Source organism: Pelomonas margarita, assembly GCF_043555875.1.
Classification (GTDB): domain Bacteria; phylum Pseudomonadota; class Gammaproteobacteria; order Burkholderiales; family Burkholderiaceae_C; genus Pelomonas; species Pelomonas margarita.
The window spans coordinates 116,888-134,336 of sequence record NZ_JBIGHW010000005.1; the positions used below are offsets into that span (position 1 = coordinate 116,888).

Annotated in this window: 19 protein-coding genes and 1 tRNA gene; 1 reads left to right on the plus strand and 19 read right to left on the minus strand. The window is 65.3% G+C overall.

From position 1 onward, the window contains the following. Positions 1-10: 10 nt before the first annotated feature. The 10 genes from ACG0Z3_RS11350 to rpsO form a co-directional block, all read right to left on the minus strand. Positions 11-1,264: an NADH-quinone oxidoreductase subunit D gene (locus ACG0Z3_RS11350; RefSeq protein ID WP_394397607.1), complete on the minus strand. Its 1,254-nt coding sequence runs from the start codon at positions 1,262-1,264 to the stop codon at positions 11-13. Positions 1,265-1,266: 2 nt separating this feature from the next. Then, a complete protein-coding gene (locus ACG0Z3_RS11355; protein WP_394397608.1) occupies positions 1,267-1,863 on the minus strand; it encodes an NADH-quinone oxidoreductase subunit C in 597 nt (198 codons plus the stop codon). Between the two features lie 8 nt (positions 1,864-1,871). Next, complete coding sequence (locus tag ACG0Z3_RS11360; RefSeq protein WP_046113908.1) at positions 1,872-2,348, minus strand: NuoB/complex I 20 kDa subunit family protein; 477 nt, start codon at positions 2,346-2,348, stop codon at positions 1,872-1,874. A gap of 30 nt (positions 2,349-2,378) precedes the next feature. After that, a complete protein-coding gene (locus ACG0Z3_RS11365) occupies positions 2,379-2,738 on the minus strand; it encodes an NADH-quinone oxidoreductase subunit A (protein ID WP_268165887.1) in 360 nt (119 codons plus the stop codon). A 185-nt stretch (positions 2,739-2,923) separates the two neighbouring features. Further along, a tRNA-Leu gene (locus ACG0Z3_RS11370) sits at positions 2,924-3,008 on the minus strand. 111 nt (positions 3,009-3,119) lie between these two features. Then, the gene (gene secG, locus ACG0Z3_RS11375) at positions 3,120-3,500 is read right to left on the minus strand and encodes a preprotein translocase subunit SecG (RefSeq protein WP_394397785.1); all 381 of its coding nucleotides are present in this window, start codon (positions 3,498-3,500) and stop codon (positions 3,120-3,122) included. 60 nt (positions 3,501-3,560) lie between these two features. Further along, positions 3,561-4,304 (minus strand): triose-phosphate isomerase, encoded by a 744-nt coding sequence (tpiA, locus tag ACG0Z3_RS11380; RefSeq protein ID WP_394397609.1) that lies wholly within the window; start codon positions 4,302-4,304, stop codon positions 3,561-3,563. A gap of 10 nt (positions 4,305-4,314) precedes the next feature. Beyond that, positions 4,315-5,301 (minus strand): NAD(P)H-quinone oxidoreductase, encoded by a 987-nt coding sequence (locus ACG0Z3_RS11385; RefSeq protein WP_394397610.1) that lies wholly within the window; start codon positions 5,299-5,301, stop codon positions 4,315-4,317. 10 nt (positions 5,302-5,311) lie between these two features. Next, a complete protein-coding gene (gene pnp, locus ACG0Z3_RS11390; protein WP_394397611.1) occupies positions 5,312-7,465 on the minus strand; it encodes a polyribonucleotide nucleotidyltransferase in 2,154 nt (717 codons plus the stop codon). Between the two features lie 206 nt (positions 7,466-7,671). Continuing rightward, positions 7,672-7,938: a 30S ribosomal protein S15 gene (gene rpsO, locus ACG0Z3_RS11395; protein WP_268165882.1), complete on the minus strand. Its 267-nt coding sequence runs from the start codon at positions 7,936-7,938 to the stop codon at positions 7,672-7,674. A gap of 384 nt (positions 7,939-8,322) precedes the next feature. Between rpsO and ACG0Z3_RS11400 the strand changes: the two genes are divergently transcribed. Further along, on the plus strand, positions 8,323-8,718 hold the full coding sequence (locus ACG0Z3_RS11400; RefSeq protein WP_394397612.1) for an Hsp20/alpha crystallin family protein: 396 nt from the start codon (positions 8,323-8,325) through the stop codon (positions 8,716-8,718). Between the two features lie 25 nt (positions 8,719-8,743). Here ACG0Z3_RS11400 and tsaD read toward each other — a convergent pair whose 3' ends face one another. The 9 genes from tsaD to uvrB form a co-directional block, all read right to left on the minus strand. Next, positions 8,744-9,775, minus strand: a complete 1,032-nt coding sequence (tsaD, locus tag ACG0Z3_RS11405) for a tRNA (adenosine(37)-N6)-threonylcarbamoyltransferase complex transferase subunit TsaD (RefSeq protein ID WP_394397786.1) — start codon at positions 9,773-9,775, stop codon at positions 8,744-8,746. Between the two features lie 5 nt (positions 9,776-9,780). After that, a complete protein-coding gene (fdx, locus tag ACG0Z3_RS11410) occupies positions 9,781-10,119 on the minus strand; it encodes an ISC system 2Fe-2S type ferredoxin (protein WP_394397613.1) in 339 nt (112 codons plus the stop codon). 10 nt (positions 10,120-10,129) lie between these two features. Continuing rightward, positions 10,130-11,974: a Fe-S protein assembly chaperone HscA gene (gene hscA / locus ACG0Z3_RS11415; RefSeq protein ID WP_394397614.1), complete on the minus strand. Its 1,845-nt coding sequence runs from the start codon at positions 11,972-11,974 to the stop codon at positions 10,130-10,132. A gap of 5 nt (positions 11,975-11,979) precedes the next feature. After that, positions 11,980-12,498: a Fe-S protein assembly co-chaperone HscB gene (gene hscB / locus ACG0Z3_RS11420; RefSeq protein ID WP_394397615.1), complete on the minus strand. Its 519-nt coding sequence runs from the start codon at positions 12,496-12,498 to the stop codon at positions 11,980-11,982. Between the two features lie 55 nt (positions 12,499-12,553). Continuing rightward, positions 12,554-12,877 (minus strand): iron-sulfur cluster assembly protein IscA, encoded by a 324-nt coding sequence (gene iscA, locus ACG0Z3_RS11425; RefSeq protein WP_394397616.1) that lies wholly within the window; start codon positions 12,875-12,877, stop codon positions 12,554-12,556. A gap of 1 nt (position 12,878) precedes the next feature. Beyond that, positions 12,879-13,268, minus strand: coding sequence for a Fe-S cluster assembly scaffold IscU (gene iscU, locus ACG0Z3_RS11430; protein WP_394397617.1), 390 nt, complete (start codon positions 13,266-13,268; stop codon positions 12,879-12,881). A 10-nt stretch (positions 13,269-13,278) separates the two neighbouring features. Further along, positions 13,279-14,499, minus strand: a complete 1,221-nt coding sequence (locus ACG0Z3_RS11435; RefSeq protein ID WP_394397618.1) for an IscS subfamily cysteine desulfurase — start codon at positions 14,497-14,499, stop codon at positions 13,279-13,281. Between the two features lie 36 nt (positions 14,500-14,535). Beyond that, complete coding sequence (iscR, locus tag ACG0Z3_RS11440; protein WP_025563988.1) at positions 14,536-15,069, minus strand: Fe-S cluster assembly transcriptional regulator IscR; 534 nt, start codon at positions 15,067-15,069, stop codon at positions 14,536-14,538. Between the two features lie 185 nt (positions 15,070-15,254). Beyond that, positions 15,255-17,384, minus strand: a complete 2,130-nt coding sequence (gene uvrB, locus ACG0Z3_RS11445) for an excinuclease ABC subunit UvrB (RefSeq protein ID WP_394397619.1) — start codon at positions 17,382-17,384, stop codon at positions 15,255-15,257. Positions 17,385-17,449: the final 65 nt, after the last annotated feature.

Genomic DNA, 17,449 nt, shown 5'->3' on the forward strand with positions numbered 1-17,449 from the left:
CGTCACAGCTTCAACGGTCGATTTCGCCGAACACGATGTCCATCGTGCCGATGATGGCCACGGCGTCCGCGATCATGTGGCCTTTGCCCATTTCGTCCAGCGCAGCAAGGTGCGGGAAGCCGGGCGCACGGATCTTCAGGCGGTAAGGCTTGTTGGCACCATCGCTGACCATGTAGATGCCGAACTCACCCTTGGGATGCTCGACAGCCGCGTAGGCCTCTCCCTCGGGCACATGGAAGCCTTCGGTGAACAGCTTGAAGTGGTGGATCAGCTCTTCCATGCTGGACTTCATGTCCACGCGAGCGGGCGGCGCCACCTTGTGGTTGTCGGTGATCACCGGGCCAGGGTTGGCCTTCAACCACTTCACGCACTGCTCGACGATGCGGCAGGACTGGCGCATTTCCTCGACACGCACAACGTAACGGTCGTAGGTGTCGCCATTGGTGCCGACCGGGATATCAAAATCCATCTTGTCGTACACGTCGTACGGCTGCTTCTTGCGCAAGTCCCAGGCAATGCCCGAGCCACGAAGCATCGCGCCCGTGAAGCCCATGTTGAGGGCGCGCTCGGGGGACACGACGCCGATGCCGACGGTGCGCTGCTTCCAGATGCGGTTGTCGGTCAGCAGCGTCTCGTAGTCGTCGACGTTCTTCGGGAAGCGCTTGCAGAAGTCCTCGATGAAGTCCAACAGCGAGCCCGAGCGGTTCTCGTTGAGCTGAGCGATGGCCTTGGCATTGCGGATCTTGCTGACCTGGTATTGCGGCATGCTGTCCGGCAGATCCCGGTAGACACCGCCCGGACGGAAGTAGGCCGCGTGCATGCGTGCACCCGACACCGCCTCGTACATGTCGAAGATGTCCTCACGCTCGCGGAAGCAGTAGATGAGGATGTTCATCGCACCGCAGTCCAGCCCGTGGCAGCCCAGCCACAGCAGGTGGTTCAGGATGCGGGTCAGCTCACCGAACATCACGCGGATGTACTGAGCGCGGATGGGCACGTCGATGCCCAGCATCTTCTCGATGGCCAGGCAGTAAGCGTGCTCGTTGGACATCATCGACACGTAGTCGAGGCGATCCATATAGGGCAGCGACTGGATGTAAGTCTTCTGCTCAGCGAGCTTCTCGGTCGCGCGATGCAGCAGGCCGATGTGCGGATCAGCGCGCTGGATGACTTCGCCGTCCAGCTCCAGCACCAGCCGCAGCACGCCGTGAGCGGCCGGGTGTTGCGGACCGAAGTTCAGGGTGTAGTTCTTGATCTCTGCCATGTTCAGAGCCCGCCGTACTTGTCTTCGCGAATGATGCGCGGCGTGATCTCACGCGGCTCAATGGTCACCGGCTGGTAGACCACGCGCTTTTGCTCGGCGTCGTAGCGCATCTCGACGTGGCCCGACACCGGGAAGTCCTTGCGCATCGGGTGGCCGATGAAACCGTAGTCCGTCAGGATGCGACGCAGGTCGTTGTGACCGTCGAAGATGACGCCATACATGTCGAAGGCTTCGCGCTCGAACCAGTTGGCGGCACTCCAGACCGGCGTGACCGAGGCCACACAGGGGAAGTCATCATCGGTGGCAAAGACCTTGAGACGCAGGCGCCAGTTGTGGGTGACCGACAGCAGGTGGCTGACCACGGCGTAGCGCTGGCCTTCGTAGCCACCGTTGCCGTAGTCGCTGTAGTCGACGCCGCAAAGGTCGATCAGCTGCTCGAGTTTGAGCTCGGGGTGATCGCGCAGCGTGGTCGCGACGGCGAGGTATTCAGCCGCGCGCACCGTCAGCGTCAGTTCGCCCAGGGCGTTCTTCAACGCGACGACACGGTCGCCGAAAATGGCACCAATCTGCTGGGCCAGGGTGTCGAGGTTCACGCTCATTCCTTGACTCAGCGGGCGATGGTGTTTTCGCGGCGGATCTTGGCCTGCAGCTGCAGGATGCCGTAAAGCAGCGCTTCGGCCGTCGGCGGGCAGCCTGGCACATAGACGTCCACCGGCACGATGCGGTCACAGCCGCGCACGACCGAATAGCTGTAGTGGTAGTAGCCGCCACCGTTGGCGCAGCTGCCCATCGAAAGCACCCAGCGCGGTTCGGCCATCTGGTCGTAGACCTTGCGCAGCGCGGGCGCCATCTTGTTGCACAGCGTGCCGGCCACGATCATCAGGTCGGACTGACGTGGACTCGGACGGAACAGCATGCCGAAGCGGTCGATGTCGTAGCGCGCAGCGCCCGCGTGCATCATCTCGACGGCGCAACAGGCCAGACCGAAGGTCATCGGCCACAGCGAGCCGGTCTTGGACCAGTTGATGAGCTTGTCGACCGAGGTCGTGACAAAGCCCTCTTTCAGGACGCCTTCAATACCCATATCGAATTCCCAGCTTGTGTCGGCAAACGCTCACTCCCAGTCGAGGGCGCCCTTTTTCCACTCGTAGGCAAAGCCGACGACCAGAATGCCGAGGAAGATCATCATCGCCCAGAAGCCTGTCGCACCGATTTCCTTGAGCGCAACGGCCCAAGGGAACAGGAAGGCAATTTCCAGGTCGAACAGAATGAAGAGGATGGCGACGAGGTAGTAGCGCACGTCGAACTTCATGCGCGCGTCTTCAAAAGCCTCAAAGCCGCATTCGTAGGGGGAATTCTTGGCCTCGTCCGGCCGATTGGGGCCCAGCAGCGCGCCGAGCACCTGGGGTGCGATCCCGACCACTGCGCCGACCAAGATGAAGAGGATGACGGGCAGGTATTGTTCGAGATTCATCGTTGAGTTCCCGGGCCGGTAAAACTTCTGTGAACGTGACCGCTACACAAGCCGACCACAAAAGCAAACAGGCGCGCCACCAGCGAGATCGAATGATGTCGCTCGCGGATCGCGCCCGCCTGAAACCTTGCCACAACCCGACCGATTGACTCGGCGGATCGCGGCGACAGGCCGCTTCAATGTTCTGGTGCCGTCGGCGAGACTCGAACTCGCACAGCTTTCGCCACTACCCCCTCAAGATAGCGTGTCTACCAATTTCACCACGACGGCAGGTACTCAATTTGTCTGGTAACTATGGAGGGTTTTGCTTACCAGACAGCCTCGCATTCTATACCGAAAATTGGGGACTTCCCGGCAAAGAGGCGAGGGTTTTAGTCGGACTTAGTTCGATGCGGCCGAAGCGGCTGCAGGAGCCGGCGCCACGACGGCGCCCGGAATGGCCGCAGCACCCGATGCCGCCGGCGCAGGCGCCGTGACAGGCGCGCGATCCAGCGCGGTATCGGCACCACTGGCCGCCGACGGCTTGCCGTTTGCGATGAAGGCCAGACCCAGCGTGCAGGCAAAGAAAAGCGTGGCGGCCACAGCCGTACTGCGCGACAGGAAGTTGGCGCTGCCTGTGGCGCCAAACAGACTGCCGGAAGCGCCGCTGCCGAACGAAGCACCCATGTCGGCACCCTTGCCGTGCTGCACCAACACCAGCCCAATGATCGCCAGGGCCGACAGCAGCTGAACGATCAGCACCAGATTCGCAAAGAAATGCATTCCAAAAACTCCATCAAAACGCTTGTGGCGCACCGCCTTTTGGCGCGGCGCCGGAAAAACTCAGTGAGCGGCCGCCAGGCAGATGGCAGCAAAGTCGCCCGCCTTCAGCGACGCACCGCCGATGAGGCCGCCGTCGATGTCGGGCTGCGAGAACAGCTCGGCCGCGTTGTCCGCCTTGACGCTGCCGCCGTACAGGATGCGCATGGCACCCGACTTGTCGGTCGCCGCATGCAGCTGCGCACGCAGCACGGCGTGCACAGCCTGCGCTTCGGCCGGCGTGGCCGTCAGGCCGGTGCCGATGGCCCAGACGGGCTCGTAGGCAACGACCATCTCGCCGGTGCAATGACCCAGCGTGTGGATGACGGCGGCGAGCTGGCGCTTGACGACCGCTTCCGTCTGGCCGGCCTCGCGCTCAGCGCGGGTTTCGCCAACGCAGACGATGGGCGTCACGCCGTGCGCCAGCGCGGCCTTGGCCTTGTCGGCGACGAGCTGGTCGCTCTCCGCGTGATAGGCACGGCGCTCTGAGTGGCCGACGATGGCGTAGCGGCAGCCGATGTCCTGCAGCATGGCTGACGACACCTCGCCGGTGTAGGCGCCCTGCTCGTGCGAGGAGCAGTCCTGCGCGCCGTAGGCGATGGCCGTGCCGGTCAGCGCCAGCGCCGTCTCTGCGATGTAGGGAAACGGCACGCAGACGGCGACGTCGGCGTTCCAGGGGCCGGCTTCCTTGAGGCCGGCGAGCAACTGCGCATTGGCAGCGCGGCTGCCATGCATCTTCCAATTGCCCACGACGAGTTTCTTTCTCATCTCAGCTCCATCACCAGTTCAGCACGATCTTGCCGATGTGCTGGTTGGATTCCATCAGCGCATGCGCCTCGGCTGCTTGGGCAGCGGACACTTCGCGGTAAATGACCGGCCTGATCTGGCCGGCTTCGATCAGCGGCCAGACCTTGTCGCGCAGCGAGCGCGCCAAGGCGGCCTTGAAGGCGGCCGAGCGCGGGCGCAGCGTCGAGCCGGTGATCGTCAAGCGCTTGCGCAACACGAGGCCGGCATCGAAGTCCGACTTGACGCCGCCCTGCACCGCGATCAACGTCAGGCGGCCATCCTCGGCCAGCGCCTGCACACCACGGCCGATGTAGTCACCGGCCACCATGTCCAGGATCACGTCGACACCGCGGCCGCCCGTGGCTGCCTTGGCTTCGGCCACAAAATCCTGCTCGCGATAGTTGATCGCCACATCGGCACCCAGCGCCTTGCAGGCCTCGGCCTTGTCAGCGCTGCCGACGGTCACCAGCACGCGGGCGCCCAGCGCCTTGGCGATTTGGATGGCCGTGACGCCGATGCCGCTGGAGCCACCGTGGATCAACAGCGCTTCGCCGGCCTGCAGACCAGCACGATCAAACACGTTGGCCCAGACGGTGAAGCAGGTTTCCGGCAGCGTGGCCGCCTGCGTCAGCGTCCAGCCCGCCGGCACCGGCAGGCATTGCCCGATCGGCGCCGTGCACAGTTCGGCATAGCCGCCGCCATTGACCAGCGCACAGACCTGGTCACCCAGCTTGAAGCCATGCGCTGCCAGGGCTTCGGCGTCACCGGCGACGATATCGCCAGCCACCTCCAGCCCGGGCAGATCGCTCGCACCCGGCGGCGGCGGGTAAGCGCCCTTGCGTTGCAGCACGTCAGGGCGGTTGATGCCCGATGCTGCAACACGGATCAGGCACTCGCCCGGGCCCGCAACCGGATCCGGCCGCTCAGCCAGCTCCAGCACCTCGGGCCCGCCGGGGCGGGTGATCGCGATGACTTTCATCGCTCGGGGATTACTCCGCGGCGGGCGGCGTTTGCTCGGCTGCCGGGGCAGCTTCACGCGGCTCGCGCTCGGGGCGGTCGATCAGCGCCTTCATGGACAGCTTGATGCGGCCCTTCTCATCGGTCTCCAGCACCTTGACCTTGACGACCTGACCTTCTTGCAGGAAGTCGGTCACCTTCTCGACGCGCTGGTGCGCGATCTGGCTGATGTGCAGCAGGCCATCCTTGCCGGGCAGCAGGTTCACGAGCGCGCCGAAGTCCAGGATCTTGACGATCGGGCCTTCGTAGATCTTGCCCACTTCGACTTCAGCGGTGATCTCGGCGATGCGCTTCTTGGCCAGTTCGGCCTTGTCAGCGTCCGTCGAGGCGATGGTGATGGTGCCGTCTTCGCCGATGTCGATGGTCGTGCCGGTCTCTTCGGTCAGCGCACGGATGGTCGAGCCGCCCTTGCCGATGACGTCACGGATCTTCTCCGGGTTGATCTTCATCGTGTACAGGCGCGGGGCGAACTGCGACACCTCAGTGTTGGCAGTACCCATGGCTTCGGTCATCTTGCCGAGGATGTGCAGGCGGGCTTCCTTGGCCTGCGCCAAGGCGACCTGCATGATTTCCTTCGTGATGCCCTGGATCTTGATGTCCATTTGCAGGGCGGTGATGCCGGTCGTCGTGCCAGCCACCTTGAAGTCCATGTCACCCAGGTGATCTTCGTCACCCAGGATGTCGGTCAGCACGGCGAAGCGGTTGGCGTCCTTGATCAGGCCCATCGCGATGCCGGCCACGTGGGCCTTCATCGGCACGCCGGCGTCCATCAGCGCCAGGCAGCCGCCGCAGACAGAAGCCATCGACGACGAACCGTTGGACTCGGTGATTTCGGAGACCACACGCAGCGAGTACGGGAAGTCTTCCTTGCTCGGCAGCGCGGCGATCAGCGCGCGCTTGGCCAGGCGGCCGTGGCCGATTTCGCGGCGCTTCGGGCTGCCAACACGACCCGTCTCACCGGTGGCGAAGGGGGGCATGTTGTAGTGCATCATGAAGCGGTCTTCGAACTCGCCGTCCAGCGCGTCGATGCGCTGGGCGTCACGGTCCGTGCCCAGCGTGGCCACCACGAGAGCCTGCGTCTCGCCGCGTGTGAACAGCGCCGAGCCGTGGGTGCGCGGCAGGATGCCGTTGCTGATCTCGATGGGACGCACGGTGCGCGTGTCGCGGCCGTCGATGCGGGGCTCGCCGGCCAGGATCTGGCTGCGCACGATGCGGGCTTCGATCTCGAACAGCAGGCCTTCGACTTCAACCTTGTCGAACGACACGCCTTCAGCCGACAGCGCGGCGAACACGTTGGCAGAGGCGGCGCGGCAGGCTTGCGTGCGGGCCTGCTTGGAGCGGATCTGGTAGGCCTCGCGCAGCGGGCCTTCGGCCAGCGCGTTGACCTTGGCGATGAAGGCTTCGTCCTTGGCCGGGGCGACCCAGTTCCAGGCCGGCTTGCCCGCTTCCTTGACCAGTTCGTTGATCGCGGCGATGGCGACATTGCCTTGCTCGTGGCCAAAGACCACGGCGCCCAGCATGACTTCTTCCGACAGGCCCGAGGCTTCGGACTCGACCATCAGCACGGCGCTTTGCGTGCCGGCGACGACCAGGTCCATCTGGCTGTTGGCCAGTTCGGACTTGCTCGGGTTCAGCGTGTACTCGCCGTTGACGTAGCCCACGCGGGCGGCGCCGATCGGGCCGTTGAACGGGATGCCGGAGATGGCCAACGCAGCGGACGTGCCGATCATGGCGGCGATGTCGGCCTGCACTTCAGGGTTCAGGCTCACCACGTGGATGACAACCTGGACTTCGTTGAAGAAGCCTTCAGGGAACAGCGGGCGGATCGGGCGGTCGATCAGGCGGCTGGTCAGCGTCTCGTGCTCGGACGGACGGCCTTCACGCTTGAAGAAGCTGCCGGGGATCTTGCCGGCGGCGTAGGTCTTCTCGAGGTAGTCAACGGTCAGCGGGAAGAAGTCCTGGCCGGCCTTGGCCTCGGTCTTGGCGACCACGGTGGCCAGCACGACGGTGCCTTCGATGTTGACGAGGACGGCGCCGCTGGACTGGCGGGCGATCTCGCCCGTTTCCAGCACGACGTTGTGGTTGCCCCACTGGAACGACTTGGTGACCTTGTTGAACATGGACATGCTCATCTCCTGGTTGTGATGGGCGCTTGCGGCGCCCGATGAAACCGGAAACGAGGCTGGGTTTGGCCCAGATGCCATTCCAGGGCGGCTCGGCAGAGAGCCGTCTTGGAATGATCCGTGACCACGTCAGCTTGGTTCCGGCAGAAAGACGAAGAGCCTGTACTGGGCTTGATGGACCAGACAGGCTCCTCGACGGATTGGCTAGCTTACTTGCGCAGACCCAGCTTCTGGATCAGGGCCACGTAGCGGGCCGAGTCCACACGCTTCAGGTAGGCCAGCAGGCTCTTGCGCGTGTTGACCATCTTCAGCAGACCGCGGCGGCCGTGATGGTCCTTGGCGTGGGTCTTGAAGTGGGGCGTCAGGTCGTTGATGCGGGCGGTTAGCAGAGCGACCTGGACTTCCGGGCTGCCGGTGTCGTTGGCGCTACGTGCGTTGGCCTTGACGATCTCGGCCTTCTTTTCGGCGATGGACATTTGTTTTCCAAAAGGTTTCGGAAGTCCGGCCGGGCGAGACGCAACCAAAGGCGCTGCCGCAGACGGTTTCCGGGGTTGACTTGCGGACACGGGGGAAACCGCCCCGAGCCGTGCTAGTGATCTGCGCAAAGGTTGCCCAGCACGCAGAACTCGTGGATTCTAGCCCAAAGCCGGAAGCAGCCCAAACCGCGACCGGCCAAGCGGGCACAAGTCGGGGTGCGAACGCCGGGTTTCAAGAGCCGAAACCGCCCTGCCCCTGCAAATGCGTGACTTCTCTTGCCGGCCTGCTCAAACGCTCTTGAAGCGCCTGGCGGCCGCCCTATCTCCGGGTCATCGGGTGCTGCTCCCGAACGGTTCAGCAGCGCAAACCAACGGAGTCTTTCCATGTTCTACCTGACCCACCCTGCCCGTGTCGCCCGCGCCCTGCGCCAGTTCGATACCGACGTCGCCCGCACGCCGGCGCTCGACATCGCCGAGGACGACAAGGCCTACAGCGTGACCGTCGACATGCCCGGCGTCAGCAAGGAAGCGGTCAAGGTCCGTATCGAAGGCCGCCGTGTGCACATCGAGACCGCCAACGCCAACGCCGACGCCGCCGCGCCGACCGACGGCTCCCGCATGCTGTACCGCGAACGCCGCGCCGCCAGCTACGCCCGCAGCTTCTCGCTGCCAGTGGAGATCGACCAGACCCAGTCGCAGGCCCGCTTCGACAACGGCGTACTGACGCTGACGCTGGTCAAGCGCGTCGCCGAGAACGGCGGCCTGTTGAACGTCCTCTGAGCCGCAGACCGCTGACGCCGGCGCGTCAGCTGCCAAGCTCCCAGCGTGGGCGCACCTCGAAACCGCCGTCCCGCCGGGGCTGCGCCATGTCGCGCTGCACGCGCAGCGCGGCGGCCATCGCGATCATGGCGCCGTTGTCGGTGCACAGCGACAACTCGGGATAGTGCACGCGAACGCCGCGCTTGGCACAGGCGGCGTTCAACTGCTCGCGCAACCTCGCGTTGGCGCCCACGCCGCCCGCCACCACCAGGCGCTTCAGCCCGGTTTCCTTCAGAGCCAGCAGCGACTTCTTCACCAGCACGTCGACGATGGCAGCCTGCGTAGACGCGGCCAGGTCGGCTCGGGTCTGATCGCAGGGGGCCTCACCGATCTTCTTCACCTGCGTGAGCACGGCCGTCTTCAGGCCGGCGAAGCTGAAGTCCGGCTTGCCGCTGTGCAGCAGCGGGCGCGGCAGCGCATACGCCTCGGGGTCACCGAACTCGGCCATGCGCGCCAGGTGCGGGCCGCCGGGATACGGCAACCCCAGCAGCTTGGCACTCTTGTCGAAGGCCTCGCCAGCGGCGTCGTCAATGGTCTCACCGAGGATCGCGTAGCTGCCGACGTCGTCCACGCGCATCAGCTGCGTGTGACCGCCGCTGACCAGCAGCGCGACGAAAGGGAACTGCGGCGGGTCGGCCGACAGGAATGGCGACAGCAGATGCCCTTCCAGGTGATGGATGGGAAGCGCCGGCACGTCCAGCGACGCGGCCAGCGACACCGCCACGCCGGCGCCCACGAGAAGCGCGCCCGCGAGTCCCGGGCCCTGCGTGTAGGCGATCAGATCGATGTCATCCAGCGCCAGGCCGGCCTGCGACAGCACTTCGCGCGTCAGCGGCAGCACGCGGCGCACGTGGTCGCGCGACGCCAGCTCGGGCACCACGCCACCGTAGGCCTGGTGCATGCTGATCTGGCTATGCAGCGCCTGCGCCAGCAGATTCGGCGGCGCATCGCCCGCCACCTCGACAAGCGCCACCCCGGTCTCGTCGCAGGACGATTCGAAGCCGAGGATGCGCCGCACCGAACTCACTTGCCTTCCTTGGCGTGGTTGATCGAGTACTTGGGAATCTCGACCGTGATGTCCTGCTGACGCAGCAGTGCCTGGCAGGACAGGCGCGAGTCAGGCTCCAACCCCCATGCACGATCGAGCATGTCTTCCTCATCCTCTTCCATCGCACTCAGCGAACGGCCGCCTTCGCGCACGATGACGTGGCAGGTCGTGCAGGCGCAGACCTGGTCGCAGGCATGCTCGATGCGGATGTCGTTGGCCAGCAGCACTTCGCAGATGGAGGTGCCGGGCACCCCGGTCAGCGTTGCACCCTCGGGGCAGTACTCGGCATGCGGCAGGATCTTGATGACGGGCATAGTGTGAATCTCAGAGTTGGCTGACATCGCGGCCCGTCAGGGCGCGGGCAATGGAGCGGTTCATGCGTTCGGCGGCAAAGCCTTCGGTGGCTTCGGCCAGGGCCTTGACGGCGGCGTCGATGGCATCGGCATCGTCGGTCATGGCGGCCAGGGCCAACAGACGGCCGTCCAGCGCCTCGCGCTCGGCGTCAGGCAACAGGTCGCCATCGGCCGCCAGCGCGCTGCGCGTGGCGAGCACCATGCGCTCAGCTTCAACGCGGGCCTCGCGCAGCTTGCGCGCAGCCATGTCAGCATCGGCGCTGGCAAAGCCGTCTTTCAACATGCCAGCAATCTGGTCGTCGGACAGGCCGTAGCTAGGCTTGACGGTGATGGCGGCCTGCACGCCCGAGGTCAGCTCCTCTGCGGACACGCTGAGCAGGCCGTCGGCATCGACCTGAAAGCTGACGCGAATGCGCGCCGCACCGGCCGCCATCGGCGGGATGCCGCGCAGCTCGAAGCGCGCCAGCGACCGGCACTCGCTGACCAGCTCGCGTTCGCCCTGAACGACGTGCACCGCCAGCGCGGTCTGGCCGTCCTTGAAGGTCGTGAAGTCCTGGGCCTTGGCGACGGGGATGGTCGAGTTGCGCTCGATGACGCGCTCCACCAGGCCACCCATCGTTTCCAGCCCTAGCGACAGCGGGATCACGTCCAACAGCAGGATCTCGCCATCGGCGGCATTGCCGGCGAGCTGATTGGCCTGGATGGCCGCGCCGAGCGCGACGACTTCGTCGGGGTTCAGGTTGGTCAGCACCTCGCGGCCGAACAGCTCACTGACGGCCCGGCGCACGACGGGCATGCGCGTGGAGCCGCCGACCATCACCGCGCCCTGCACGTCCGCTGGCTTGACCTTGGCGTCGCGCAGCACGCGCTTCACGACAGACAGCGTCTTGGCGATCAGCGGCTGCGTCAGCTCTTCAAACTGGGAGCGCGTGACGACAACGCGCAATTCGCCGGCATCCAGCGCGGCAACAAGCTCGGTCGAGTCGGTGTCGGACAGCGCCTCCTTGGCGGCCCGCGCCGCGACGAGGACAGCGCGCTTGTCGTGCGCCGAAGCCAGGGCGCGGCCGGCCAAGGCCCAATCGGCCAGCACGCGGTCGAAGTCGTCGCCGCCCAGCGCCGCATCGCCGCCCGTCGCCACCACCTCGAACACGCCACGCGTCAGGCGCAGCAGCGAGATGTCGAAAGTGCCACCGCCCAGGTCGTAGACGGCATAGAGGCCTTCGCTGGCGTTGTCCAGCCCGTAAGCGATGGCCGCGGCCGTCGGCTCGTTGATGAGGCGCAGCACCTTCAGGCCGGCCAGCTCGGCCGCATCCTTGGTGGCCTGGCGCTGGGCGTCATCGAAATAGGCCGGCACCGTGATGACGGCGCCGAACAGGTCGTCGAGGAAGCTGTCCTCGGCGCGGAAGCGCAGCGTAGCCAGGATCTCGGCCGACACCTCGACGGGGCTCTTCACACCATCACGCGTGACGATGCCCAGCATGCCGGGACGGTCTTCAAACTGATAGGGCAGATGCTCGCGGTTGGCGACATCAGCCACCGCCCGACCCATGAAACGCTTGACCGAGACGATGGTGTTCTCGGGGTCTTCGGCCTGCGCGGCCAGCGCGTCGATGCCGATCTGGCGGCCGCCTTCGGGCAGGTAGCGCACCGCAGACGGCAGGATCACGCGACCCTGTTCATCAGGCAGGCACTCGGCCACGCCGTGGCGCACGGCGGCGACCAGCGAGTGCGTCGTGCCCAGGTCGATGCCGACGGCAATGCGGCGCTGGTGCGGGTCGGGCGAAGCGCCGGGTTCGGAAATCTGGAGGAGAGCCATGAGATTCAGGCGTCGAGCGCCGCAAGGCGCTGGTCAATGTCGGCCCGGAAGCGCTGGATGAACATCAGCGCGCGGACCTGGGATGCGGCAGCCGGAGCATCACCCGCCTCGTCGAGCAGGCGCTGCACGGTGTCGAGCGCGGCGGCTTCGGCGTGGGCTGCGTCGTCGTCGAGGGCGGTCAGCGCGGCCTCGTCGTTCGCATCGTCCAGCGCCTCACGCCATTCCATCTGCTGCACCAGGAAAGCGGTGGGCATGGCCGTGTTGTTCTCGGCCTGCACCGGCGCACCTCGCAGTTCGCACAGATAAGCAGCGCGCTTCAGCGGGTCCTTCATGCGCTGGTAGCCCTCGTTGACACGCATCGCCCATTGCATCGCCACGCGCTGCGCAGCGGCACCTTCTGCGGAGAAACGGTCGGGGTGGACTTCGGCCTGCAGCGCCTTCCAGCGCGCCGCGATGGCAGCACCATCCTGGGCCTGCGTTTCAGGCAGGCCGAAGAGCTGGAAGTCGTTGTCGGTGAGGCGCATGGCAGGAATGAAAAAGGCGCGGTCTGCACCGCGCCCATCATCGATTCAGGAAAGATTAGACACGGAAGGACTCGCCGCAGCCGCACTTGTCCTTTTCGCGCGGGTTGCGGAACTTGAAGCCTTCATTCAGGCCTTCGCGCACGAAGTCCAGCTCGGTGCCATCGAGGTAGGGCAGGCTCTTGGGGTCGATGAGGATCTTGACCTCATGACCTTCGAAGACCACATCCTCGGGCGCCACGTCGTCGGCGTACTCGAGCTTGTAGGCCAGGCCCGAGCAGCCGGTCGTCTTCACGCCCAGGCGAACGCCCACGCCCTTGCCGCGCTTGGCGATGTAGCGCTTGACGTGGCGGGCCGCGGCTTCGGTCAGCGTGACGGCCATCTCAGTTGGCGGCGTGCTTAGCGCGGTAGTCGTCCACTGCGGCCTTGATGGCGTCTTCGGCCAGGATGGAGCAGTGGATCTTGACCGGCGGCAGCGCCAGTTCTTCGGCGATCTGCGTGTTCTTGATCGTCAGCGCTTCGTCCAGGCTCTTGCCCTTGACCCACTCAGTCACAAGCGAGCTGGAGGCGATGGCCGAGCCACAGCCGTAGGTCTTGAACTTGGCGTCCTCGATGAGGCCGGTCGCCGGGTTCACCTTGATCTGCAGCTTCATCACGTCGCCGCAGGCCGGCGCGCCGACCATGCCGGTGCCGACGTCTTCGTCGCCGTTGTCGAACTTGCCGACGTTGCGCGGGTTTTCGTAGTGGTCGACGACCTTGTCGCTGTATGCCATGTTGTTCTCCTTAGTGGGCGGCCCACTGAATGGTCGAGAGGTCGACACCGTCCTTGAACATGTCCCACAGCGGGGACAGCTCGCGCAGCTTGGCGACGCGGTCGGTCAGCACACTGATGGCGTAGTCGATCTCTTCTTCGGTCGTGAAACGGCCGATGGTCATGCGAAGCGAGCTGTGAGCCAGCTCATCGCTGCGGCCCAGGGCGCGCAGCACATAGCTAGGCTCCAGGCTGGCCGACGTGCAGGCTGAGCCCGACGACACCGCCAGACCCTTGACCCCCATGATCAGCGACTCGCCCTCGACATAGTTGAACGAGATGTTCAGGTTATGGGGCACGCGCCGCTCGAGGTCGCCGTTGATGAAGGTCTGCTCGATGCCCGACAGCCCCTTGACGAGGCGGTCGTGCAGCGCGCGGATGCGCTCGTTCTCGGCCCCCATCTCTTCACGGGCGATACGGAAGGCCTCGCCCATGCCGACGATCTGGTGCACCGGCAGCGTGCCGGAGCGCATGCCGCGTTCATGGCCACCACCGTGCATCTGCGCTTCGAGGCGCACACGCGGCTTGCGGCGCACGTAGAGCGCACCGATGCCCTTGGGGCCGTAGCTCTTGTGCGAGGCCAGGCTCATCAGGTCGATGGGCAGCTTGGCGAGGTCGATCTCAACCTTGCCGGTGGCCTGGGCTGCGTCGACGTGGAAGATGACACCGCGCTCGCGGCACAGATTGCCCAGCGCAACGACGTCCTGGATAACGCCGATCTCGTTGTTCACGTACATGACCGACGCCAGGATGGTGTCCGGGCGCAGCGCGGCCTTGAACGCTTCCAGGTCGACGAGGCCGTTTTCCAGCACATCGAGGTAGGTCACGTCGAAGCCCTGGCGCTCCAGCTCACGCATGGTGTCGAGCACGGCCTTGTGCTCGGTCTTCACGGTGATCAGGTGCTTGCCGCGCGTCTTATAGAACTGCGCGGCGCCCTTCAGCGCCAGGTTATTGGACTCGGTAGCACCCGAGGTCCAGACGATCTCGCGCGGGTCCGCGCCGATCAGCTCGGCCACCTGCACGCGCGCCTTCTCGACGGCCTCTTCCGCTTCCCAGCCCCAGGCGTGACTGCGTGACGCCGGGTTGCCGAAGTGCTCGCGCAGCCAGGGGATCATCGCGTCCACCACGCGGGGGTCGCACGGCGTCGTCGCGCCGTAATCGAGGTAGATCGGGAAGTGCGGGGTCATGTCCATGGAACGACTACTTTTGAGTTCTTCTGACAGGGTGACTTACTTACTGAACGCGCCACCGAGCGCGAACACCGAATTCGGTGCCGTCACGCGGATGGGCTTGAGCACGGGCTGGCTGGAGATCGCGCGCTTGACCGGCGCCGCCTCGACCTCGAAGCCCTTGGCCAGTTGCTCGTCCGCCAGCTTACGCAGCGACACGGAGTCGAGATACTCGATCATCTTGGCGTTCAGATTGGTCCAGAGTTCGTGGGTGATGCAGCGCCCGCTGTCTTCGCCCATGCAGTTTTCCTTGCCGCCGCAGCCGGTGGCATCCAGTGCCTCATCAACGGCGACGATGATGTCGGCGACCGTGATGTCCTCGGCCTTGCGGCCCAGCGAGTAGCCGCCGCCCGGGCCGCGGGTGCTTTCCACCAGTTCATGGCGGCGCAGCTTGCCGAACAGCTGCTCCAGGTAAGAGAGCGAAATCTGCTGCCGCTGGCTGATGGCCGCCAGGGCAACCGGGCCGGTATTCTCGCGCAGCGCCAGATCCAGCATCGCGGTGACTGCAAACCGGCCTTTGGTGGTGAGACGCATGTGAAACTCCTTGGCGAGATGCCCGGACCGGATTTGTCCAGGTCATTGATTCGGGGTTAACCCGTGATGGCCGGGACAATAGCCGAGCGAATCATTTCCGATGATTTTACTCGACTACTGAATAGGCGCGACGCCCGGGCCGGTGCCCCCAGTCGGCCCGGGGTTTTTGCTGCAGCGCAGCAGCCTTAGCGCACCGCGCCGGCCTTGCGGACGGCGTCGATGGGCACGATGTTGTCGCGCCCACTTGCCCCGAACGCCTGCTCGCGCAATTGCGCCAACTGGTCGCGCAGGCGGGCCGCCTTCTCGAACTCCAGGTTGCGCGCGTGCTCCAGCATCTGCTTTTCGAGCTGGGCGATACGTTTTGCCAGATCCTTTTCCGACAAGTCCTCGACCTTGGCCGCCGCCAGCAATTTCGCCTCGTCGCGGCCTGACTCCTCCGAGTAGACGCCGTCGATGAGGTCCTTGATGCGCTTTTGCACGCTACGCGGCGTGATGCCGTGCTCCTCATTGAAGGCCATCTGCTTGGCGCGGCGCCGTTCGGTTTCGCCGATGGCCTTGCGCATGGACTCAGTGATGCGATCCGCGTACAGGATGGCCTTGCCGTTCAGGTTGCGCGCCGCGCGACCGATCGTCTGGATCAGGCTGCGCTCGGCGCGCAGAAAGCCTTCCTTGTCGGCATCCAGAATGGCGACCAGCGACACCTCGGGGATGTCCAGCCCCTCGCGCAGCAGGTTGATGCCCACCAGCACGTCGAAGGCGCCCAGCCTCAGGTCGCGCAGGATCTCGACGCGCTCCACCGTGTCCACGTCGGAGTGTAGGTAGCGCACCTTGACGCCGTTGTCGCTGAGATAGTCCGTCAGCTGCTCAGCCATACGCTTGGTCAGCGTCGTGATCAGCACGCGCTCGTTGACCTCCACGCGCAGGCGAATTTCCTGCAGCACGTCGTCCACCTGATGCGTCGCCGGGCGCACCTCGACGATGGGGTCCACCAGCCCGGTCGGCCTCACGACCTGCTCGACGACCTGGCCCGCGTTGTCCTGCTCGTACTGCCCCGGCGTGGCGGACACGAACACCGCCTGGCGCATCTTGCGTTCGAACTCGGCGAACTTCAGCGGCCGGTTGTCCAGCGCCGACGGCAACCGAAAGCCGTATTCCACCAGCGTCGTCTTGCGCGCCCGGTCGCCGTTGTACATGCCGCCGAACTGGCCGATCAGCACGTGACTTTCGTCCAGGAACATCAGCGCGTCCTTGGGCAGGTAGTCCACCAGCGTCGGCGGCGGGTCGCCCGGCTCGGCGCCCGACAGATGCCGCGTGTAGTTCTCGATGCCCTTGCAGTGGCCCACCTCCTGCAGCATCTCCAGGTCGAAGCGGGTGCGCTGCTCCACGCGCTGCGCCTCGACGAGCTTGCCCTCCTTGACGAAGAAGGCCACGCGCTCGCGCAGCTCCTCCTTGATCGCGTCGGCGGCGGCCAGCACGCGCTCGCGCGGCGTCACGTAATGGCTGCTGGGGTAGACGGTGAAGCGCGGGATCTTCTGGCGGATCTGGCCGGTCAGCGGGTCGAACAGCGACAACGCCTCGATCTCGTCGTCGAACAGTTCGATGCGGATGGCCAGCTCAGAGTGCTCGGCCGGGAACACGTCGATGGTGTCGCCGCGCACGCGGAAGTGGCCGCGACTGAACTCCATCTCGTTACGCGTGTACTGCATGCGGATCAGGTGCGCGATGACGTCGCGCTGGCCCATCTTGTCGCCCACGCGCAGCGTCATGACCATCTGGTGGTAGTCCGCCGGCGAGCCGATGCCGTAGATGGCCGACACAGACGCCACGATGACGACGTCGCGGCGCTCCAGCAGGCTCTTGGTGCAGGAGAGGCGCATCTGCTCGATGTGCTCATTGATCGCGCTGTCCTTCTCGATGAACAGGTCGCGCTGCGGCACGTAGGCCTCGGGCTGGTAGTAGTCGTAGTAGCTGACGAAGTACTCGACGGCGTTCTTCGGAAAGAAATCCTTGAACTCGCTGTACAGCTGCGCCGCCAACGTCTTGTTGGGCGCAAAGATGATGGCCGGGCGGCCCAGGCGGGCGATGACATTGGCCATCGTGAAGGTCTTGCCCGAGCCGGTCACGCCCAGCAGCGTCTGGTAGCTGAGGCCGTCGTGGATGCCTTCGCAGATCTGCGCGATGGCGGTCGGCTGATCCCCCGCCGGAGGGAAAGGCTGGAACAGCTGGAACGGGGAGCCTTCGAAGCTGACGAATTCGCCCTTGCGTTCCTCGGTGTCCCCGTCCGGGGCGGTCTTGGCGTTCAGGGCGTCTTGCATCGGGTAAATCCTGGGAAAATCTGCGGCTTGCGCAACCCGTCAGCTTAAGCGCAGTCCCTCGCTGA